Annotated in this window: 19 protein-coding genes; 2 read left to right on the forward strand and 17 right to left on the reverse strand. The window is 68.9% G+C overall.

Translation table 11 applies throughout. The features are described from left to right. Window positions 1–427: 427 nt before the first annotated feature. From tsaD to OG804_RS18660, 7 genes are all read right to left on the reverse strand, one after another. The gene (gene tsaD, locus OG804_RS18630) at window positions 428–1,471 is read right to left on the reverse strand and encodes a tRNA (adenosine(37)-N6)-threonylcarbamoyltransferase complex transferase subunit TsaD (protein WP_328388210.1); all 1,044 of its coding nucleotides are present in this window, start codon (window positions 1,469–1,471) and stop codon (window positions 428–430) included. Next, on the reverse strand, window positions 1,468–1,980 hold the full coding sequence (gene rimI, locus OG804_RS18635) for a ribosomal protein S18-alanine N-acetyltransferase (RefSeq protein ID WP_328388212.1): 513 nt from the start codon (window positions 1,978–1,980) through the stop codon (window positions 1,468–1,470). Before rimI ends, tsaD begins: the two co-directional genes overlap by 4 nt. Window positions 1,981–1,982: 2 nt before the next feature. Beyond that, window positions 1,983–2,690, reverse strand: a complete 708-nt coding sequence (gene tsaB, locus OG804_RS18640) for a tRNA (adenosine(37)-N6)-threonylcarbamoyltransferase complex dimerization subunit type 1 TsaB (protein WP_328388214.1) — start codon at window positions 2,688–2,690, stop codon at window positions 1,983–1,985. An 85-nt stretch (window positions 2,691–2,775) separates the two neighbouring features. Then, window positions 2,776–3,243 (reverse strand): tRNA (adenosine(37)-N6)-threonylcarbamoyltransferase complex ATPase subunit type 1 TsaE, encoded by a 468-nt coding sequence (gene tsaE, locus OG804_RS18645; protein WP_328388216.1) that lies wholly within the window; start codon window positions 3,241–3,243, stop codon window positions 2,776–2,778. Further along, complete coding sequence (locus tag OG804_RS18650) at window positions 3,236–4,315, reverse strand: alpha/beta fold hydrolase (RefSeq protein ID WP_328388218.1); 1,080 nt, start codon at window positions 4,313–4,315, stop codon at window positions 3,236–3,238. The genes tsaE and OG804_RS18650 overlap by 8 nt, the downstream gene beginning before the upstream one ends. Next, window positions 4,312–5,460 (reverse strand): alanine racemase, encoded by a 1,149-nt coding sequence (gene alr / locus OG804_RS18655; protein WP_328388220.1) that lies wholly within the window; start codon window positions 5,458–5,460, stop codon window positions 4,312–4,314. Before alr ends, OG804_RS18650 begins: the two co-directional genes overlap by 4 nt. 185 nt (window positions 5,461–5,645) lie before the next feature. Continuing rightward, window positions 5,646–7,115, reverse strand: a complete 1,470-nt coding sequence (locus OG804_RS18660) for an NAD(P)H-hydrate dehydratase (RefSeq protein WP_328388222.1) — start codon at window positions 7,113–7,115, stop codon at window positions 5,646–5,648. Between the two features lie 59 nt (window positions 7,116–7,174). Here OG804_RS18660 and OG804_RS18665 point away from each other — a divergent pair, with 59 nt between their 5' ends. Beyond that, window positions 7,175–7,579 carry a cupredoxin domain-containing protein gene (locus OG804_RS18665; protein WP_328388224.1) on the forward strand — a complete coding sequence of 135 codons (405 nt, stop codon included), beginning with the start codon at window positions 7,175–7,177 and terminating at the stop codon, window positions 7,577–7,579. A 28-nt stretch (window positions 7,580–7,607) separates the two neighbouring features. On the opposite strand, the gene glmS is transcribed toward OG804_RS18665, so the two are convergent. Continuing rightward, the gene (gene glmS / locus OG804_RS18670) at window positions 7,608–9,491 is read right to left on the reverse strand and encodes a glutamine--fructose-6-phosphate transaminase (isomerizing) (protein ID WP_328388226.1); all 1,884 of its coding nucleotides are present in this window, start codon (window positions 9,489–9,491) and stop codon (window positions 7,608–7,610) included. A gap of 36 nt (window positions 9,492–9,527) precedes the next feature. Here glmS and OG804_RS18675 point away from each other — a divergent pair, with 36 nt between their 5' ends. Further along, a complete protein-coding gene (locus OG804_RS18675) occupies window positions 9,528–10,412 on the forward strand; it encodes an alpha/beta hydrolase (RefSeq protein ID WP_328388228.1) in 885 nt (294 codons plus the stop codon). A gap of 32 nt (window positions 10,413–10,444) precedes the next feature. On the opposite strand, the gene OG804_RS18680 is transcribed toward OG804_RS18675, so the two are convergent. From OG804_RS18680 to OG804_RS18720, 9 genes are all read right to left on the reverse strand, one after another. After that, entirely contained in the window at window positions 10,445–10,855 is a 411-nt protein-coding gene (locus OG804_RS18680) for a hypothetical protein (RefSeq protein ID WP_328388230.1), read from the reverse strand. A gap of 37 nt (window positions 10,856–10,892) precedes the next feature. After that, complete coding sequence (locus OG804_RS18685) at window positions 10,893–12,605, reverse strand: hypothetical protein (RefSeq protein WP_328388232.1); 1,713 nt, start codon at window positions 12,603–12,605, stop codon at window positions 10,893–10,895. A gap of 5 nt (window positions 12,606–12,610) precedes the next feature. Next, on the reverse strand, window positions 12,611–12,928 hold the full coding sequence (locus OG804_RS18690; protein ID WP_328388234.1) for a hypothetical protein: 318 nt from the start codon (window positions 12,926–12,928) through the stop codon (window positions 12,611–12,613). A 288-nt stretch (window positions 12,929–13,216) separates the two neighbouring features. Further along, window positions 13,217–13,408: a PspC domain-containing protein gene (locus OG804_RS18695; protein WP_328388236.1), complete on the reverse strand. Its 192-nt coding sequence runs from the start codon at window positions 13,406–13,408 to the stop codon at window positions 13,217–13,219. Window positions 13,409–13,545: 137 nt separating this feature from the next. Continuing rightward, window positions 13,546–14,931 carry a phosphoglucosamine mutase gene (gene glmM / locus OG804_RS18700; RefSeq protein WP_328388239.1) on the reverse strand — a complete coding sequence of 462 codons (1,386 nt, stop codon included), beginning with the start codon at window positions 14,929–14,931 and terminating at the stop codon, window positions 13,546–13,548. Window positions 14,932–15,126: 195 nt separating this feature from the next. Further along, complete coding sequence (gene rpsI / locus OG804_RS18705) at window positions 15,127–15,639, reverse strand: 30S ribosomal protein S9 (protein WP_442941570.1); 513 nt, start codon at window positions 15,637–15,639, stop codon at window positions 15,127–15,129. Next, window positions 15,636–16,079, reverse strand: a complete 444-nt coding sequence (gene rplM / locus OG804_RS18710; RefSeq protein ID WP_328388241.1) for a 50S ribosomal protein L13 — start codon at window positions 16,077–16,079, stop codon at window positions 15,636–15,638. Before rplM ends, rpsI begins: the two co-directional genes overlap by 4 nt. A 152-nt stretch (window positions 16,080–16,231) precedes the next feature. Further along, complete coding sequence (locus OG804_RS18715; RefSeq protein WP_328388243.1) at window positions 16,232–18,118, reverse strand: hypothetical protein; 1,887 nt, start codon at window positions 18,116–18,118, stop codon at window positions 16,232–16,234. 88 nt (window positions 18,119–18,206) lie between these two features. Continuing rightward, complete coding sequence (locus tag OG804_RS18720) at window positions 18,207–20,810, reverse strand: FHA domain-containing protein (RefSeq protein WP_328388245.1); 2,604 nt, start codon at window positions 20,808–20,810, stop codon at window positions 18,207–18,209. Window positions 20,811–20,870 lie beyond the last annotated feature (60 nt).

Consider the following 20,870-nt stretch of genomic DNA (forward strand, 5'->3'; position numbering starts at 1 on the left):
CAGCGACAGAGCAAAGCAGCACAGCTGCTGACCGGCCGAGGTGAAGGCCCGAGCCGCCGAGATTCAGACCTGCGCCGCGACTCTCCCGCCGAATGGTCGACTACTGCGGTCGGGCCCGCCCCGGTCCTGGAGCACTGGAGTGAAGACCCGGGGTCACGAGGGCCTCGACCCGCGGCGCCGCGGGCGGCGCAATCCAACAATCAGGGCCTGCCTTGGTTCTGCAGCAACAGAGCGAAGGACCGCATCGCAACCGCCGAGCTTCAGGCCCGCGTCGCGACTTCCCTACCGGATGGTCGACTGCGGTGGTCGGGGCCCGCCCCGGTTCTGGAGCGACCAGAGGAAGGGAGCGCAGCGACCGACCGCCGGGAGTGAAGAACCGGGGTTGACAAGGGCCCCGACCCGCCCCGCCGCAGGCGGCGCAAACAATTCAGCCCACCTGGCTGACCGATACCGGCAATCCCGGATCCGATGCCACCGACAACGGCGACGGTGCCGCGCCGCCACCGATCACGTGCGCTCCCAGGGCCGCGATCATCACACCGTTGTCGGTGCACAGCCGAGGCTTCGGAATACGCAGGGTCAGTCCGGCTGCGGCGCATCGTTGTTCGGCCAGCGAACGGATCCGGGTGTTCGCGGTTGCGCCGCCGCCCAGCACCAGGGTGTCCACACCCACGTCCTGGCAGGCACGGACCGCTTTCATGGTGAGCACGTCGGCGACCGCTTCCTGGAAAGAGGCGGCGATATCGGGGATCGGTAGCTGCGCGGGCTCCACGCCCGCGCGGGCTTGCCCTTCCACGTATCGCGCCACCGCGGTTTTCAGTCCCGAGAAGGAGAAGTCGTAGCGCGGGTCGCGCGGGCCTGTCATGCCCCGGGGGAAGGCGATGGCCGCCGGATCACCTGTGACCGCGGCCGCGTCGAGAGCGGGGCCACCGGGGTAGCCGAGCCCCAGTAGCCGGGCGACCTTGTCGAATGCCTCACCCGCGGCGTCGTCGACCGTGCTGCCCAGTTCGATCAGCGGCTCCGACAGGTCGCGCACTTGCAGTAGATGGGTGTGTCCACCGGAGACCAGCAGCGCGACGCTGGGCGGCATCGGACCGTGCTCGAGGGTGTCCACCGCGACGTGCCCGCCGAGATGGTTCAGTGCGTAGAACGGGATATCCCAGGCAGCCGCATAGGCTTTCGCGGCGGCGACGCCCACCAGCAGCGCCCCGGCGAGGCCGGGGCCGATCGTCACCGCCAGCGCGTCCGGCGCGGTGATCCCGGCGGTCGACAGGGCCCGCCGCATGGCCGGGACGATCGCCTCCAGATGAGCGCGTGAGGCGATCTCGGGGACCACTCCGCCGAACCGCGCGTGCTCGGCCACACTCGAGGCGACTTCGTCGGCCAGCAGTTCGCAGCTGCCGTCCGGGTGGCGGCGCACGATACCGACCCCGGTTTCGTCGCAGGAGCTCTCGATTCCCATGACGATCACGACAGCACCTCGTCCGGGGTGCGGGCGCCGAAATCCACCGGGACATCGTCGAGCGCGGGGCGGCGCATCGTGTATGCGTCGGCGCCGCTGGGGTGGTAGTAGTTCTTGCGCAGGCCGATGATGTGGAAGCCGTGCTTGGCGTACATGGCGATCGCGGCGGCGTTATCTGTGCGCACCTCGAGGAAGACCGGCCCGCCGCGGCGCCCGGCCTCGGCGAGCAGTGCCTCGAGCAGCAGCGTGCCGATTCCGGCGCGATGACAGGTCGGGTCCACGCCGATGGTGTGCACCTCGGCCTCCGGGTGCTCGGCGTCACCGAGCAGCGCGATCCCCGCGTAACCCACCATGTTCCCGGCGTCGTCGCGGGCGGTGATATACCGGTTGTATCCGGCGGAGATTTCCGATCGGAACGATACGGCCTGCCACGGATCGTCTTCCGGGAACAGTAGTTGTTCCAGTTCCACGCAGTCCGCGATATCGGTCAGCTCCATGGGTTCGATGCGAATTCCCATTGTCACGCTCCCATCCGGTCGAGAGTGCGGTAGCTGCGTTCGACCGCGTCGGGGCGGCGCAAATACAGCGGGACCAGCGGTTCGGGGGATACACCGGATAGCAGTGCGGGTGCCGCCACGCGCACCAGACCGGCGGGTGTCGGGGTCTGCACACTCAGCGCGGGTAGCGCGAACAACGCGGTGTGCGCTGCGGATCCGGCGATCGTGCTCGCGCCCGCCGCCGACAGATCGCCGGGTTTGCTGACCTCGGGTCCGGTGACCCGGCGTAGACCGTGGTCACGGTAGCGCGCGGCGTACACCTCACGACGCCGGGCGTCGGTGACCACCAGTAGTTCGTCGTCCGGGCCGAGTTCGGGCGCGCAGTCGGCGGCGATCGCGTCCAGGCTGCAGACACCGTGTACCGGGATCCCCAGCGCGTCACCGAATGCGGCGGCGGTCGCCATACCGACCCGCAAGCCGGTGAACGGACCCGGCCCGATACCGGTGACGACCACCGCGATATCGGCGCGCGACACCCCGGCTTCGGATAGACATTCCAGGATCAGCGGAGTGAGCGCCTCGGCATGGGCGCGGGCATCGACGACTACCCGGGCGGCCAGGGTGCGCGGGCGAACAGCGTCCGAGGTGTTCGCGCCGACGGCCGCCTGCTCCAGTTCGACGAGCCCCGCCGTGACTGCGGGCGTCGCGGTGTCGACAGCAAGTGCAAGCATGATCTGGTCAACGATACCGGGTGACCCGTCCCACACGGTGGTGGCGCACGGCGTCCCAGCAGCCCGGTTGCCGATCCGCGTGCCCCTATCGGGCCGCGCCGGAGTCCACCCACTCCCAAGAAGCCGTGCGCACTTCGGATTCCGGCGCACGCGACATTCGCACCAGTAGATGCCGACCGGTCAGTCGCTCCGCGACTCCGCTGCCCCACTCCACCACGACGACCGCGTCGTCGAGTTCGGTGTCCAGGTCGAGGGCGTCGAGTTCGTCCAGACTGCCGCCGAGCCGGTAGGCGTCGACATGGACCAGCGGCACCGCCGGACCAGCGGCCCGCCGGCCCGCCCGATGCCGGCGAGCGATCACGAAGGTGGGCGAACTCACCCGGCCCTCGACCCCGAGGCCCGCGGCGATACCACGGGTCAACGCCGTCTTACCGGCGCCCAGCGGCCCGTCGAGCACGACCAGATCGCCGGCCCGCAACCCGAGGGCCAGCTCTCGGCCCAGCTCCTCGGTATCGGTGACGGTCGGCAGCCGGCGTTCGCCGCCCTCAGCCACCGGCGGCCTCCCGGCGATCGTCCGCGCCGACCACCCCGGCTCGCAGCAGCAGCCGATCGAGTGCGGCATTTGTCTCATCCGGGTACTGCAGCTGCGGCATATGCGCGGCGTCGGTCAGCCGGACCAGTTCGCAATCGCCCAATTCGCGCGCCAGCACCCGAGAATTTCGGAACGGAATGACCAGATCCCGGGTACCACCCAGAACCAGCGCCGGAATATCCCGCAGCACCGGCAATGCCGCGGCCTCGTCGTGCAATTCGATGGCCTTCAGGAATTTCACGACGGTTTCGACCGGGGTGCGATCGATCATCATGGTGGTGAACCGGGACAGCGTCGCACTCACCGGTCCGTGAAACGAACTCACGTGCAGGATCGGCGTGATGACATGGCGCGCGGTGACCCGCCCCGCCTGTACCAGCGCGGGCGCGGTGTGCACGGCCAGCCGGAAACCGTCGATCGCGGGATTGCGCAGCAACTGTCCGATCCCCGCGGAGGTGACTTCCGCGGCGGCCGTGGACAGCAGCGCCACCCCGCGTACCCGCTGGGTGAACAGACCGCCCGCGTGCGCGGCCGCGGCGAGGACCGCCATCCCGCCCAGCGAATGCCCGACCAGGATCAACGGTCCGCGCGGCGCCCGGGCGTCGATCACCGTGAGCAGATCCCGGCCCAGCTGCGACACCGTGCAGCTGTCGGTTTCCGGTGTGCCCGAACGACCGTGCCCACGCTGATCGAAGAGCACCAGCCGCAATCGGGAACCCCAGCGCTGCGCCAGATGGCGGCGCTGGAAATGAAACGACTCCATGCTGTTGCAGAAACCGTGCACGAAAACCACTGTCGCGTCGGCGTCGCCCGAGCCCCATTCGCGGGTGGCCAGGCACACCCCGTCGTCGGCGATCACTTCCCCGGCGCGGTCGAGGTCGACCAGTGCGAAATTCTCGTCCCGGTACTCGTCGCGGACGGGGGGCCACAGCACTTTCGCACCGGCCCGGCGCAGCGCGTGCACCCCGGCCATCGCTCCTACCACCCCGGCGGTGGCCAGCCCACCGCGTAACAGGGTTGTTCGTGGTCTCATCTCGTACCCCCTCGATACCGCCGGTGTACCCGGCCACGAGGCGCGCACACCACTTCGTAGTGGATCGTGCCGAGCAGATCGGCCCACTCCTGGGCGCGGGGCTCCCCGCGACTGCCGGATCCGAACAGGATCGCGGTATCGCCCTCGGCGACCCCGTCGGCGTTATCGCCCAGATCGACGACCAGCTGATCCATGCACACCCGGCCGCGGTTCGGCCGCCGCCGGCCACCCACCCACACATCGATACGTCCGCCGAGGGTGCGGAAGACACCGTCGGCGTAGCCCGCGGGGATCAGCGCGACGGTGGTGTCGGCCGGAGCGACCCACTCGTGTCCGTAGGACACGCCCTCGCCCGCGACGACATGTTTGACCAGGGCGACCTCGGCCTGGAAGGTCATGGCGGGCCGCAGCCCGAATTCCCCGATATCCGGCACCGGGGTCAGACCGTAGACCGCGATTCCCGGGCGGACCATGTCGAAAGCCAGATCCGGCCGGGTGAGTGTGGCCGCGGAATTCGCCAGATGTACCAGCTCCGGTTCCAGGCCGTGCTCCTTCGCGGCGGCGATAGCGTCGAGGAATCGGTCGCGTTGCACATCGATCAACGGATGATAGGGCTGGTCGGCGTGGGCGAGGTGGGAGAAAATGGCCCGGAACCGCACCACTTCCTCGTCGACGAGTTTGCGCAGTGTGGCCAACACCACGGGATAGATGTGCGGACCGACACCGTTGCGGTTCAACCCGGTGTCGACCTTGAGCGAGACGATGGCCGGGCGCCCCAGTTCGTGTGCGGCCACGGCGACCGCGTCCAGCTGTTCCGGGGAAGAGATCGCGATCTCGATATCGGCGGCGATGGCCGCGGCGTAATCGGCGTCATACGCATTGAGCCAGGACAGGATCGGAGCCGTGATCCCGGCCTCGCGCAACGCGACCGCCTCCGCGATCGTGGTGACGCCCAGTTCCGCGGCGCCCGCGGCCAGCGCAGCCCGCGCGACCTCGACCGCGCCGTGGTTGTAACCGTCGGCCTTGACCACCACCATCACCGCGGCGTCGCCGGCGTGCGCACGCAGAACACCCACGTTGTGCGCGATGGCGTCCAGATCGACGACCGTCTCCACTTGCCCGTTCACATCTGCCGATACTGCCATCTCCTCGGACAGAACCGGTGAACGGCTACCTGCATCTGGGGAGTAGCAACCGCCCGGACCCATCCGTACCGGTGTCGGCCCGACACCTGATCAGGTGCCCGCGGGGCAGGGCACCCGGGGTAGTCGTACACCGACGGCAGCCCCGGGCAGGAGGCCTTGCGTCGCCAACAGCAATGCGGGCCGGTTCAAGCCGGTAGCGAACGGAGGGCAGCGATGGCTCGCGGCAGGTGGCGCAACAGCGGGGTCGCTGAAATCGGGGCCGCGCCACGCCCACCCCCGCCCGCGTCGTACGCCGCCAGCTCGGCCGCCGTGGCATGTGCCCGGGCGGCCGCGGCCGCGGCCCAGGCGGGTTCCCGGCCGCTCGCCAGCAGCGCGCCGAGCACCCCGGACAGCACGTCACCGGCTCCGGCGGTCGCCGCCCAGGACCCGCCGGCCTCGTTGACCAGCACCCGGCCCCCTGGTTCGGCGACCAAGGTCGCCCGCCCCTTCAGAAGGACGGTGACCTGCCACGCGTCGGCGAGTGCACGGACGGCGGCGACACGGTCGGGTCCTGGTTCCCGACCGGTGAGCCGAGCGAACTCCCCGGCGTGCGGGGTGAGCACGGTGGCGGCCCGGCGGCCGCGGACCAGCCCGGGTTCGCTCGCCAGCAGGGTGAGACCGTCGGCATCGACTACCACCGGTAGGTCGGTGGCCAGGATCTCGGCGAGGTCGTCGCGGGCGGCGCGATCGGTACCGGAACCCGGACCGAAGACCCAGGACTGGACACGGCCGGCGTCCGCCAGGGCCGATACCGCGATCACTTCGGGATACCGGGCGAGAACGGCCGCGACGGCGGTGCCCGCGTAGCGCACCATTCCCGAGGTCGCGGCGACCGCCGCCCCGGTACAGAGCACTGCCGCACCCGGGTAGGTCGCGCTCCCGGCGCGGATACCGGTGACACCCTGCGTGTACTTGTCGTCCGCGGCCCCCGGAACCGGCCAGCCCGCACCCACCGCGGCGGGATCCAACGCGGCCAGCCGCGGCTCCGGCAGCCGTAAACCGATGGGGATCAGCTCTATCCGGCCGCACCAGGGGGCGGCCAGCGCGTGCACCGGTTTCAACGCCCCGAACGAAACGGTGACCGCGGCCCGGACCGCCGGCCCGGACACCGCGCCGGTATCCGGATCGACCCCGCTGGGCAGATCGGCCGCGATGATCGGAACATCCAGTCCGGCAACGATTCCCGCCGCGGCCGGGCGCAACGGTCCGCGACCGGATATGCCGACGATTCCGTCGATTACCAGATCCGCGCCGGCCGATTCCGCCACTGCCGCAACCGGATCCAGGCACACCCGCCCCCCGGCGTGGCGCAGCGCCGCCAGCCCCGCCGCGTGCGCCCGCTCCGAATTCAACAGGACCGCGGTCACCGCCACACCTCGTCGACGCAGCATCGACCCCGCCCAGAGCGCGTCGCCACCGTTGTCCCCCGAGCCCACGAGCAGGACCACCGACCGGCCCGCGACCGCGCCCGCGCGATCCCGGAGTTCGGCCGTGACCACCCCGGCCAGCCCGTAGGCGGCCCGGCGCATGGGCATTCCGTCGGGAACTCTCGTGAACAGCTCGGCCTCGGCCGAGCGCACTTCGTCGGCGGTGTAATAGCCGCGCGGCACAGTCACCGGACACACACCTCCGCAGTTGGACGGGCAGCGATGTCAGCAGACTACGCTTGGCCTTCATGCCCAGACCTCACCGCGCCGTAGTCCTCCCAGCTGTCGGATTGGTCCTCGCCGCGGCGCTGCTGTCCGGTTGCGGTTCGGACGGGTCACCCGGCGAGGCGGCGAAAACCGATGCGTCCGAGAAGAATCCGCATCAACACCCCGATGCCGCGGTCACCGTCCAGGTCGAGGACGACCGGTTCTCCCCTGCCGATATCACAATCTCCGCCGGCGACACCGTGTCCTGGCATTTCGACGGCGACCTCCCGCACGGCGTACAGGGCATCGGCGACAAAGCGATGAGCATCAACAGCCCGTTGTTCGAAGTGGGCGATTGGAGTCACACCTTCACCGCGCCCGGTGAATACCGGTACCTATGCCCGATCCACCCGGATATGCGCGGAACGATCACCGTCGAAAAATAGGCGTGACCGATCTCCCGGTCACGCCTGTTCACTCCACCGTGACCGATTTGGCCAGGTTCCGCGGCTTGTCCACGTCGTAGCCGCGTGCCTGCGCCACCTCGGCGGCGAAGACCTGCAGCGGAACGGTGGACAACAACGGCTGATAGAGCGTCGGCGCGGTCGGGATCTCGATCAGATCGTCGGCGAACGGGCGCACCAGATCATCGCCTTCCTCGGCGATCACGATCGTGCGCGCACCCCGCGCCTGGATCTCCCGGATGTTGCTGAGCAGTTTGGCGTGCAGTACCCCGCGACCCTTCGGCGACGGCATGACCACGATCACCGGCAAACCGTCCTCGATCAGCGCGATCGGACCGTGCTTGAGCTCACCCGCGGCGAATCCCTCCGCGTGCATGTACGCCAGTTCCTTGAGTTTGAGCGCACCCTCGAGTGCCACCGGATACCCGACGTGCCGGCCGAGGAACAGGATGGTCCGCTCCCGCGCCAGCTCCCGCGCGATCGCCCGCACCTGCGGCGCCGTCTCCAGCACCCGCTCCACCAGCTTCGGCATCGCTTCCAGTTCAGCGAACTCGCGGGCCACCTCGTCGGGGTATTTGGTGCCGCGCGCCTGCGCCAACGCCAGGCCGACCAGCAGGTTCGCCGTCACCTGAGCGAGGAATGCCTTGGTGGAGGCCACGCCGATCTCCGGCCCGGCCCGGGTGTAGAGCACCGCGTCGGATTCGCGCGGGATCTGCGCGCCGTTGGTATTGCAGACCGCGAGCACGCGGGCCTTCTGGCTCTTCGCGTGCCGAACCGCTTCGAGGGTGTCGGCCGTCTCACCGGACTGGGAGACCGCCACCACCAGGGTCGAGCGGTCCAGCACCGGATCCCGGTAACGGAACTCGCTGGCCAGCTCCACTTCCACGGGAAGCCGGGTCCAATGCTCGATGGCGTACTTGGCGACCAGTCCGGAGTGGTAGGCGCTACCGCAGGCCACCACGAAAACCTTCTCCACATCGCGGAGTTCCTGATCGGACAGACGCTGCTCGTCCAGCACGATCCGACCGGCCCGGCTCGGACTCTGATCGAAGTGGCCGATGAGCGTATCGCCGACCGCGGTCGGCTGCTCCTCGATCTCCTTGAGCATGAAATAGTCATGGCCGCCCTTCTCAGCGGCCGCCAGATCCCAGTCGATGGTGAACGGGCGGGAACTCACGCCCTCGGTGGAACCGTCGAAATCGGTGACCCGGTATCCGTCGGCGGTGATGACGACCGCCTGCCCTTCGCCCAGCTCCACGGCTTCACGGGTGTGCTCGATGAACGCGGTGACATCGGAGGCGATGAACATCTCGTTCTCGCCCACACCCACGACCAGCGGTGTCGAGTGACGCGCGGCGACGATCGTGCCCGGATGATCGGCATGGGTGAACACCAGCGTGAACGCGCCCTCGAGCCGGCGCAGCACCGAGAGCGTGCTGGCCTCGAAATCACCCGCGGTCGGCCCCTCGGCGTAGGCCCGGGCGACCAGGTGCACGGCGACCTCGGTGTCGGTCTCGCTGCGCAGTTCCACCCCGGCGTTCTCCAACTCGCCGCGCAGCTGAGCGAAGTTCTCGATGATGCCGTTGTGCACAACCGCGATCTTGCCGCTCACGTCCTGGTGCGGATGGGCGTTGCGGTCGGTGGGGGCGCCGTGGGTGGCCCAGCGGGTGTGCCCCATTCCCGTGGTGCCGACGAACGCGGCCGCGGCCGCGGAACCCAATGCTTCTTCGAGATTGGCGAGCTGCCCGGCGCGCCGTTCGATCGCGGCGCCACCGGCACCGTCGAGAATCGCCACGCCCGCGGAGTCGTAACCTCGGTACTCCATGCGGCGCAAGGCAGCGACGACGACGCCCAACGCGTCCCGGTACCCGACGTACCCCACGATTCCGCACATGGCTCCCCAGCCTACTTATCGGCTAACGTTCACGTCGTGTCGGCGTCTGTGAAATCACTTCTGAGCACTCTGACCAGCCGCGGCCCGCATCGGGTGCTCCGCGGGAATCTTGCCATCGCGGGGCAGCCCGGGGTGGTGTACACGCCGGAGACCGGCCGGGACCTACCCGCGGTCGCGTTCGGGCACGGCTGGCTCGGCAACGCCGGTAACTACCGGACGCTGCTCGAACACCTCGCGTCGTGGGGGATCGTGGCCGCCGCGCCGGATACCGAACGCGGCCCGCTCCCCTCCCACCTGAACCTGGCCACCGACCTGCTCACCACCCTCGATATCTGCACCGGGGTCCGGCTGGGCGACGGCACACTCACCGTGCATCCCGAACGCCTGGCGCTGGCCGGCCACGGGATGGGCGCGGGGGCAGCCGTACTCGCCGCCGCCCAGCGCCGGGTCGCCGCCGTGGCCCCGCTGTTCCCCGCTCCCACCGCGCCCGCCGCGGAATCGGTGGCCGGCGACATCGCAGCCCCGGCGCTGATCCTGGCCGGGGTGAGCGATATCGACTCGATGAACTCCGACGCGGTCCCCCTGGCCGCCGCTTGGGCCGGCCCGGTGATCCTGCGCACCCTCGACGGTGCGGGCCACAACGGACTCGCCGAGGGTCGCCGACTGCTGTCCGCGCTGGGCGCGGGCAAGCACGAACCCAAAACCTCCCGGGCCACCCGGGCTCTGCTGACCGGATTCCTGCTGCACACGCTGCTGGGCGACAAAACCTACGCGCCGTTCGCCGACCCGGAAACCTCGATCAAGCACACCCACGCCATCGACCCACCCGCCGCCCTGCTGGAACGGGAAGCGACTCGCACGGCCGCGGCGACACCGGACCCGGCGGCGGTGGGCAAATTGGTCCGGACACTACGCAAGTAGAGACTCGACCGAGCCGAGAGAACCGGTACCGCTCAGACCAGCCAGCTCTTGCGCCGGTAGTACTCGGCTTCGTCGTCACCGTCGTCGTCGATGGGGGTCACGACGGTCCGATCCTGGCGGGCGGCGGCCGCACGTGCGATCGCTTCCCGTTGTTCGTCTTGTTGCCGCAGCTCAGCCGAACGCGACCGGTCCGGCTGCGGCATACCGAACTGCTCCACGCGATCTCCCCACGGTCCGTGCCGGTCCGCCGGGTGGTCCTGCCCGGCTTCTTTTTTGCCCGCTTCGGCGTGCTGCAGGGTCTGCCGAATTCGCTCAGCCGATTGTTCGATCAATGCCCGATTCTCTGCGGCGACCCGCTGATTCGCAGCGCGCAACTCATCGATACGGGCCGCGCTCCGGCGATAGACCTCGTCGGCGATTTCATCGATATCCCGGAAACTCATTGCGTCGATCCTCCTCGGATACCGGCGGGCCGTCGGATCACAGCGGACCTGCCTCGGCCAGCTGTGCACCGGTGTCGACCGGCGCGGCGGGTGGCGGAGTCTGCGCACCCTCGTGCGGTGCGGCGGTGACATCCTCTTCCGGCCCAGCGGTGACATCCTCCGGTGGGACCGGGTCGTCTTCCGCCGGTGCTGGATAGTCCTGCGGCTGATGTTCGCCGTCTTCGGTTTTCTTCCCGGTGGGCACCCCGGGCGCGCCGGGCGATTGACTCGAGTTCTCCGGGCTCGGAGCGCCGGTTCCCGGGTCTTGCTCCCCTGCGGGTTCTTCGGCGACGATGGCGGGTTTTCCGTCCGGACCGATCTCGACCTTGTAGTTCTGCGGCTCACCGCTCTCACCGGTCACCACCAGTTGCAGGTGACCGTCCGGTCCCAGCTCGAGCTTGTACTCTTTTCCGTTCAGTTCGATCCCGGCGTCCTTGCCGGCCTCTTCCGCCTTATCGGCAGGATCGCCGTCGGCGGATTCAGCGGGGTCGTCCGGTTGGCCGTCTCCGTCCTTGTCCTCGTCCGGTTGCCCGTCACCGTCGAGGTCGACTTCTTGTTCGGCTTGCTCGCGCAACTGTTCCAGAGTGCTCGAGACCTGTTCGGTCGCCGAGCCGACCAGCTCGCTCAACCCGGAAGCCAGCTGAGTACCGAGGCCCGACGAGGCGAGTTGTGTACCCAGATCCGTCAATGCCGACAACGGATTGTCGTCGTCGCTCTCGGTGGTTCCGGGGTCGCTCGTCTTGGTTCCCGGATCCTCGGTGGTGCTGGGAGTACCCGTACCGGTGGGTGTACCCGAGGGCGTTCCGGCCGGTGTCTGGGTTGTCGGGGTGTCGCCCCCGGGCGTGCTCGGGGTCTGCTGCACGCTCTGCGGGCACGGGTACGGGGTCTCCGACAGCTTGCCCAGGAGATCGATGAGCATGCCGTATTGCGTTCTGACCCCGTCGTTCACCTCCGTACAGGTGTGAGCGAATTGGGTCACCTTGGATTCGTAGTGGTCTTTGAACTTGTCGAGCCAATCACGACAATGATCTTCGATATCGTCGGTGCCGGACCACGGGGTGGAATATGGAATGTATTCGCCCGGACCGGGCAGATCCGGAAAAATCTTCTGGATCTTCCCCAGCAGATGATCGTCGGAATTCGTACTCCATCCAATTCCCTGCGCGGCCGAGATTATGGAATCTACGTCTTCCGGAGATTTCTTGTCGTACGTGATCTGGTACACGTCTTCCAGAATTACCTGCACCATCTCGGCTTTGCCTTTGACGGCCTTGCGGAGGGCGCCGGGAGCTTTGTCGAACTGCTCGTGGATATTTCGCACAGCCTCGATGTCGCCGGACGACAGGGACAGCTGTGTCGCTATCATATCCGCGGCGTTGGCCGCGCCCTGGCCCGACCATATCGACGGCAGGTTCTGCGCATATTGGTTCAAGGTGCTGTGCTGGGCGTCCACATTGCTCAATACATCGGCCAGCGCACCCGCCAGATCCCGGAACCGCTGCTCGTCGAGTCCGTTCTGTGCATAGAACAGGGTGTGCAGATCTTTGTAGCTGAGAATATTTGCGGGCGGATTGGAAACCCATCGCAGATAGCGGACCTCGAACTTCTCGAAATAGCGCAGAGACCTCGAGCCTTCGTCGAGAATTTGAGATACGGTCCAGTTCTCGCCGATCGGAGGATATCCGACGCACTGTCCCACGTCATCAGCCATCGGATTCAGCTCGCCGCCTTCTGTGTCTCGCCGGAGTTCTCCTTGTCCACATTGGAAATGGAGACGACATCTCGGCCGATGGCCTGGCCCGTGAGATCCGTCGCCTCGGACCAATCGTTGAGCCACGACTCCACTTCCCGGAGCCCCGACTCGAACTTCACGCCTTCGCTCTCATAGGCAGCGCCTACGTGAGCTTTTCCGATGATGTTGTCGGCGACTTTCGTGGCCTGACTCTTGATGACCCCCGCACTGGTGCAGAAGTCGGCGCCCATCTTCGCCAGCGCGTCGGGCTGCATCCCGACCGACTGATCACCCGTGCTCATGGGTCTCCCCTCCGTCTGTCCGCCCCGCCCGGGTGACCCCCGATCGGCCCTGCGGCGCTCTTCTCCTACCCGTTCGACGCGTCCGCGTGGTCTCCGGTTCCATCCGCCCGAGCGGACCGCCCGCTCACGCCCCTGCTTTTCTCCACTACGGCCGACGGACGGCATCGATTCCCGTCCATCTTTCCATCCCCGACGGTACAGCGCAGCCCCGTTCCGGACGGGGAACGGGGCTGGTGGTGGCCTTGGGGCGCAAGAGGTTCCGGCCGGGTGCACCCGGCCGCGCCCGGCTCAGTGTTTCGGCACGACCAACCACAGCGCCAGATAGATCAGGAACTGCGGCCCGGGCAGCACACAGGACACGACGAACAGCAGCCGGACGATTCCGGAGCTCCAGCCGAAGTACTCGGCGATACCGCCGCAGACTCCGCCGATCCACTTATCGGTGGTGGAACGGGTGAAACGGCGTGCGGGGGCGGTCATGGCGGTCCTTTCGATAGCGGGGTCTACACCGTCCACTATCCGTACCGGGAGCGGTCGTCCGCATCGGTAGCGCTACCGACCCGCACCCTGAATTCCACCGCGCCCGGCTCAGGGTGGATCCCTGAGCCGGGCACCGGTCAGATCGCGGCGACCAGCTTCGCCAGATCGTCGGCGAGCTGTTCGGCCCGCTCGTGATCGGCGGCTTCCACCATCACCCGGACCAGCTGTTCGGTTCCGCTGGGGCGCAACAGGATCCGGCCGGTGTCGCCGAGCAGCCCCTCGGCCGCGCGCACCGCCTCCAGAATTCCCGGATCGGAGGTGACCGCGGTCTTATCCGAGACCGGGACATTCACCAGGACCTGCGGCACCTTCTGGACCACGCTCGCCAATTCGGACAGCGGTTTCCCGGTCTCCGCCAGCCGGGCCATCAACTGCAGACCGGTGAGGATACCGTCGCCGGTGGTTCCGTAGCGCGGGAAGACCACATGACCGGACTGTTCCCCACCCAGCGTGTATCCGCCGCTGCGCAACTCCTCCAGGACGTAGCGGTCGCCGACGCCGGTGGTGCGCACCGTGATCCCGGCCGCGCGCATCGCCAGATGCAGGCCCAGGTTGCTCATCACGGTGGCGACCAGTGTGTCCTCGAGCAGCGTGCCGGCTTCGTGCATGCCGAGCGCCAAGACGGCCATGATGGCGTCACCGTCCACGATATCGCCGGCGGCGTCCACCGCCAGGCAGCGATCGGCGTCACCGTCGTGGGCCAAGCCCAGGTCGGCGCCGTGTTCGCGGACCGCCTGCTGTACCTGGTCGATATGGGTGGATCCCACGCCGGCGTTGATATTGAGCCCGTCCGGATCGGCATTGATCGCGATCACCCGCGCACCGGCCTCCCGGTAGGCGGCCGGTCCGACCTCGGAGGCCGCGCCGTGCGCGCAGTCCACCACGACGGTCAGCCCGCCGAGGTCGCGGCCGGTGACCTCCACCAGATGTTCGATATAGCGTTCGTGGGTTCCGCCGACACTGAACTGGTCGGGCAGGTCCGCACCGGGACGGCGCGTTCCGGAAGCGCCGAGCACGCGCCCGATTCCCGCGCCGGTGGGCCGGGTGAACTCGCCGGAGGCGACCCGCGCCTCGATACGTTCCTCGATCGCGTCCTCGAGTTTGTGCCCACCGGCCGCGAATATCTTGATCCCGTTGTCGGGCATGGGATTGTGCGAGGCGGAGATCATCACGCCCAGGCTGGCGTCGTACAGGTCCGTCAGATAGGCGACCGCCGGTGTCGGCAGCACTCCGACCGGCAACACATCCATTCCCGCGGCGGTCAGGCCGGCGGTCACCGCGGCCTCGAGCATCTCCCCGCTGGCACGCGGATCGCGGCCCACCACCGCTATCTTGCGGCGGCCCGAGCGGGTGTCCACGCCCAGTACCTGCGCCGCCGCCCCGGCAACCCGTAGCGCCAGTTCGGGGCTCAACGAATCGTTGGCGAGCCCGCGCACGCCGTCGGTGCCGAACAGATGTCCCATACCTTGCCCCTCGTCAGTGAGTCCACAGCGCGCGACGACCCCTGCCGGAACTGCCCTCGGAGCGGCCGGCCGACGAACACCGCGGTACATATAGCACGAGAGCAGGCGACCGGACTCCGGCCGGTCGCCTGCTCTCGGAACCGACACCGGCCCGTCCACCCGCGCGCGGCGGGCGGACAGCCGACATCGGCGATATCAGCGCTTCGAGTACTGCGGCGCTTTACGAGCCTTCTTGAGGCCGTACTTCTTGCGCTCGGTGGCACGCGGGTCACGGGTGAGGAACCCGGCGCGCTTGAGCGCCGGACGGTCGTCCGCGTTGACCACGATCAGCGCCCGGGCGATGGCCAGGCGCAGCGCGCCGGCCTGACCGGAGGGGCCGCCGCCGTGCAGGCGGGCGTAGACGTCGAAGCCTTCGACACGCTCGACGGTGACCAGCGGGGACTTGACCAGCTGCTGGTGCACCTTGTTCGGGAAGTAATCCTCGATCGAACGGCCGTTCAGCACGAAATTGCCGGTACCCGGCACCAGACGGACCCGGACCACGGCTTCCTTACGCCGGCCGACGGTCTGCACCGGGCGATCCAGCGGGGCCGCGTACTCGACGAATTCGGCGTCGTCGTCGTAGACCACACCCTCGTCCAGCACCTCGGCTGCGGCGTCTTCGACGACCGCCTCGTCGTATTCGGTGAATTCCTCGGGAGCGGTCACTGGGCCACCTGCTTGATCTCGAACGGAACGGGCTGCTGGGCGGCGTGCGGGTGCGTCGGACCCGCGTACACCTTCAGCTTGCCGGCGATGGCGCTGCCGAGCTTGTTCTTGGGGATCATGCCCTTGACGGCCTTCTCCACCAGACGGTCGGGGCGGGTTTCCAGCACCTGACCGACAGTGCGGGACTTGAGGCCGCCGGGATGTCCGGAGTGGTGATGGATGAGCTTGTTCTGCCGCTTGTTGCCGCTGATGGCGACCTTGTCGGCGTTGATGATGATGACGAAATCGCCACCGTCCATATGCGGTGCGTAGGTCGGCTTGTGCTTGCCGCGCAGCAGATTCGCTGCGTGAACGGCAAGACGGCCGAGCACTACGTCAGTGGCGTCGATGACGTACCACTGCCGGGTCACGTCACCCGCCTTCGGGCTGTACGTAGGCACAGTGCTTCCCTGTCTGTCGTCGATGCTGCCGGCCCAGGTGTGCGGGCGAGGAACTCCCGGCGGCCGGTTGAGACCCGGGCCTCGGCATTCCGCACACCAGCCGGTCACGATACCAGCCGGGTATCGCCAGCCGGAAACCGGCCGGACGCTGCTCAGATATCGAGCGGCGGGCCGGGGTCGGTGACCCCCGGTACGCCGGGCACCAGATAGCGCAGGGTGTCGATACCGGATTCCGCGCATTCGCCCGGATCGTGCTCCGCTCCCCGGTCCGGGACGGCATCCCGCGCGGCGTCGCCGGGCCCGGGGCCCACGGGTACGCGGGCGTACAGCGGGCGCCCGGCCGGGCCGTCGGTCCCGCCCGCGGTCCGGCCGTGCGGTTCGACGGTGATCCGCGGCATCGGCACACAACCGGCCGCGACGGTCGGCTCGGTGCGGTAAACACTCGCGGAAATCGCCGGGCCGCCCTCGGCGTGCGCCTGCGCGAACCCCGAAGCATCCGCGCCCCAGGCCAACGAGGCGAGTGCGGCCGCCCCCAGAACGGCGTGGGCGCCGAACAGGTTGTCCTTCATCTTGGTCCAGAGTTTGCCCTTGCCCCTGTCCCCCTCCGACTCCGCGCCGTAGCGCGAGTCGCCGCCGGCGGAACCCGGCCCGTTCGGCCCCGGGAATTCGACACCCCGCGGCACTGCGGCCTGCGTACCGGTCTCCGGGTCGGGCGCACGGGTGAAACGGCTGGCCGGGCCGGAGATCGGCGGCGGCAGCTCACCGCGTTCGGCTCGCACCGCCGGGTCCTGGCCGGTCCCCTGCTCCGGCGGCGGGAGCGGGCCGTAGGGGTACGGCGGCGAGTCCGGCCGGCCGGACCGCGGACCGGCCATGGGGCCGTCGCCGGTCTGCGCCCGATCGGGGCCGGTACGCAGCGGATACGGGCCGCCCGGCGGATTCGGATCGGACCGGTTCGGCGGCGTCCGGCCCGGACCGCCCGGGTACGGAACGGGTGCGCCGGGCGCGGGTGGGTGCGGGCCCGGCGCCGGCTGATACGAACCGGCCGGAGCAGGCTGGGCCGGGCCAGGTCCGGGCGCAGGGGGACGACTCGCGACCGTCTGGTTCGAGCCGGACGCCGGATGGTCCGGGCCCGGCGCACCGGGCCCGGGCTGCCGGTAGGGCTCGGAATCCTCGTCCTCGTCCTCGTTCTCGCTGATCAGCAGATGTGTGGCACCGAGAACCAGCGCGTGCATGGGATGTTCCGCCTTCTTCAGGCGTTGTCCCAGATGATTGCGGAAGGCGAACCGCAGGGTTTCGTTGAATACGACCTGCCCCGCCAGCAGCACCGTCGAATTGTCCGCGCCGATCGAGCGGGCCGCGGCCATCACCTCGATCACGGTGTCGTCGGCGACCCTGGGGTCACGCGTCGACTCGGGATCGATCGGCACGTACACCGATTCGGTGGGACGCTCCTCGTCACCGTGGACCGCGACCACCAGGATATTGGCGCGGCCTTCCACTACCTGCCCGTCGAAATGGACCGCGGTCGCGCCGATTCCTTCGGGCAGGGCGGGATCGGGCGGGCGGACCAAGCCCAGGGCGCGCACATAACCGGACAGCGCAATGGATTCCGGGATCGGCTCGACCTCGACATCGAGTTGTTCGACCAGTTGGGCGTAGGCGTCGATCTTCGGATCGGGCCAATCGTCCGGATAGGGCAGGGCCACCACATCGGGTTTGCCACGCAGATAGGTTCCGATCGAGGCCAGCGGATTGTAGAGCCGGGCCCGGAACACCAGTTCCGCCGGCCAGGTGGCGCCGGCGATGACGATCTGCTGATGCCCGAGGATATCGCGCACATCCGGGATCGCCATCCCCAGATCGGGTCGTTGCCGGTCCGCACCGGCGGTGTAGAGCCGGCCGGAGGCGTCGGCCAGCAGATAGGCGGGCGGGTTGTAGCTTCCCTCGACTTGTACGGGACGGATGGGCACGCCGGATCCGCCCGCGGCGACGGACACCACATCCCACCCGAGATGTACCGCCCCTACTCGCACCATCACAGGCATCAGTGTGCCTGGTGTGCGGTCGACGCGCTCGCCGCCCCCACCCACCAGCGGGGCGTGCGCGGCGTCGGGCCGGTCAGCGGTCTCATCTCGCGGTCTTCTTGAGCCGCAAACGGGTCCAGGTGATCAGCCCGAGCACCACTGTGATGGCCACCACCATGCCGATATCCAGGAACCACGCGCCGCGCGTGTGCTCCCAGAACCCGTCCTGTTGCGACTGGACGAACAGTGCGCGAATATCCACCGTCGAGGCCGCGGCGGCATAGCCCCACCGGGAGGGGAACAGCCAGGAGATCTGTTCCAGCACTACGCGGTCGGTCACCGGGATCAGGCCGCCGGCCATCACCAGCAGACCCATGATCGCCACCACCAGCAGCGGCATCACCTGCTCACTGGATTTGGCCAGGCTCGACAACAGCAGCCCGAAAACCACGCAGGCCACGGCGGTGGCCGCGATATCGATATAGAGTTCGGCGCCGCCGATGGCCAGCACCGAACCTTCGTCCGGCCGTTTCTTGCCGAGCAGCACGAAACCGATCATCACCGCCGACTGCAGCAGCGCGGCGACGCTGAACACGACGATCTTCGCCGTCAGATAGGCTCCCGACCGCAGTCCGACCGCGCGTTCGCGGAAGTAGATGGTGCGCTCCCCGACGAGATCGCGGACGGTGAGGGTGGACCCCATGAAGCAGGCGCCGAGGAGCAACACCACCAGCAGCTGCTGGGGTTCGGAGCTGCCGGTCCGGACGAAGCTGCCGTCGTCGGTCTGGGTGAGCGGCGGCGACGAGAAGCCGTACTGGCCGGGCACCACCAGCGACAACCCGCCGAGCACGAACGGCAGCAACACCAGGAACACGAGGTAGCCGCGATCCGCCAGAATGAGTCGCAGCTGCCGGCGGGCCAGGGTGGAGAACTGTTTCCAGGCTCCCGACTGCGGTGGCGAACCGCCGCCGCCGGTGCGGGTCGCGGGCGGGGGCGGCGGCGGCAGTGCCGCCTGCCGTGACCGGAAATGCGCGAACGCGGCGTCCGGATTGGCCGCCACATCGGCGAAGATCTTGGCCCAATCGCTGGTGCCCAGCGCGGCCTCGACACCCGCCGGGTTGCCCGCGTAGGCGGTTTTGCCGCCGGGGGCGAGCAGGACCACCTGGTCGCACATGTCCAGGCAGGCCACCGAGTGGGTGACCACGATGACCACGCGGCCCGCGTCGGCGAGCTCACGCAGCATCACCATGACCTGCCGGTCCAGCGCCGGGTCCAGGCCGGAGGTGGGTTCGTCCAGGATCAGCAGCGACGGCCCGGTGAGCAGTTCCAGCGCCACCGACGCGCGTTTGCGCTGACCGCCCGACAATCGGTCGACTCGGGTGTCGGCGTGTTCGGTGAGCGACAGTTCACGCAGCACACCGTCGATGACCTGCTGCCGGTCCGACTTCGAGGAGTCGGGGGGCAGCCGCAGCTCCGCGGCGAATCCCAGCGCCTGCCGCACCGTGAGCTGGCGGTGCAGCACATCGTCCTGCGGGACCATGCCGATGCGGGAGCGCAGCGCCTCGTACTCGACGTGCAGGTCACGGCCCTCGAAGGTCACCGCGCCGTTCGACGGCTGCGTACTCCCCGCGACCAGCCTCGACAGCGTGGACTTACCGGCGCCGGACGGGCCGATCAGCGCGGTCAGGGTGCCGCGGGCGGCCTGCATGTTCACATCGACGAGCAGCTGTTTGTTGCCCTCGACGGTGAACCCGACCCCGTGCACGGCCAGCCCCTGTTCGGCGACCGGGCGCTGCCGGTGCACCAGAGTGCCCTGCTGGACCTCGAAGTCGATGTTGCCGATGGTGATGATGTCGCGTTCACGCAGCACGGTGCGCTGCTGGCGAACACCGTTGACGAAGGTGCCGTTGGCCGACCCGAGATCTTCGAGGGCCAGACCCTCGGGCGCGGCGACCAGGCGCGCGTGCTTGCGGGAGGCCAGCGGATCGTTGACGACGATCTGGTTGTCGGACGTGCGCCCGATCGTCAGACCGCCCGGCGGGACCCGGTCGGCGCGGGCGACCGGCCCCTCGGTGGCGCGATGACGCACCGGCGGTACGGCGGCCACGCTCGCCTTCGCGGTCATGTTCACATTGGCGGGCTGTGGCCGAGCTACCGGCGGCTGCAGCCCGGTGGGGACCTGCGATGGCTGTCCGGTCTGCGCCGGACGCTGCGCCGGAGCCGGGTGCTGCACGGGCACCGGCCGGCTGGGCGTGGCACCGCGCTGCCCGGGCGGCGGGACCTGCGGCTGCGGGTCCGACGGCGGCCGGTGGTGCGGCGGGGCCGGGCGCTGCACCGGCTGCGAGGGCCGTCCCGGCGACTGCGGTCGCGGGGGTTGCTGCTGTTGCTGCGGTACTCCGGAGGGAACCAGCCACAGCAGCGGTCCGCTGATCGCGTCACCGAGCCGGACCTGGGTCGGCCGGTCGATCGGAACGGACCGGCCGACCCGACGCGCATCCACGAACACCCCGTTGGTACTGCCGTTGTCGGTGAGCACCCACGCTCCCGACTGCCAGGCCAAAATCGCGTGAACCCGCGAGACCAGCGGGCTGTCGACGAACAGCGTCACCTCGGGCGCACGGCCCAGAGTGATCTGCTGATTCGAATCGAAGACTCGTTCGGTTCCATCATGGCGCACCGTGATGGTGCGCACCCCCGGTGCAGACATGCAGCGGATACTATTCCATTACCCGGGCATCGGAGGTGCCCCTGATCGAGGGGTGAGCTC

Origin of the sequence: Nocardia sp. NBC_00416 (assembly GCF_036032445.1) — a bacterium.
In the GTDB taxonomy this organism is placed as follows: domain Bacteria; phylum Actinomycetota; class Actinomycetes; order Mycobacteriales; family Mycobacteriaceae; genus Nocardia.

Coding starts and splice junctions, on each gene's coding strand:
- rimI (WP_328388212.1), bottom strand. CDS start 1,980: ATGGGAATTCGCATCGAACCCATGGAGCTGACCGATATCGCGGACTGC.
- tsaB (WP_328388214.1), bottom strand. CDS start 2,690: ATGCTTGCACTTGCTGTCGACACCGCGACGCCCGCAGTCACGGCGGGG.
- OG804_RS18650 (WP_328388218.1), bottom strand. CDS start 4,315: ATGAGACCACGAACAACCCTGTTACGCGGTGGGCTGGCCACCGCCGGG.
- alr (WP_328388220.1), bottom strand. CDS start 5,460: ATGGCAGTATCGGCAGATGTGAACGGGCAAGTGGAGACGGTCGTCGAT.
- OG804_RS18665 (WP_328388224.1), top strand. CDS start 7,175: ATGCCCAGACCTCACCGCGCCGTAGTCCTCCCAGCTGTCGGATTGGTC.
- glmS (WP_328388226.1), bottom strand. CDS start 9,491: ATGTGCGGAATCGTGGGGTACGTCGGGTACCGGGACGCGTTGGGCGTC.
- OG804_RS18680 (WP_328388230.1), bottom strand. CDS start 10,855: ATGAGTTTCCGGGATATCGATGAAATCGCCGACGAGGTCTATCGCCGG.
- OG804_RS18685 (WP_328388232.1), bottom strand. CDS start 12,605: ATGGCTGATGACGTGGGACAGTGCGTCGGATATCCTCCGATCGGCGAG.
- OG804_RS18690 (WP_328388234.1), bottom strand. CDS start 12,928: ATGAGCACGGGTGATCAGTCGGTCGGGATGCAGCCCGACGCGCTGGCG.
- OG804_RS18695 (WP_328388236.1), bottom strand. CDS start 13,408: ATGACCGCCCCCGCACGCCGTTTCACCCGTTCCACCACCGATAAGTGG.
- glmM (WP_328388239.1), bottom strand. CDS start 14,931: ATGGGACATCTGTTCGGCACCGACGGCGTGCGCGGGCTCGCCAACGAT.
- OG804_RS18720 (WP_328388245.1), bottom strand. CDS start 20,810: ATGTCTGCACCGGGGGTGCGCACCATCACGGTGCGCCATGATGGAACC.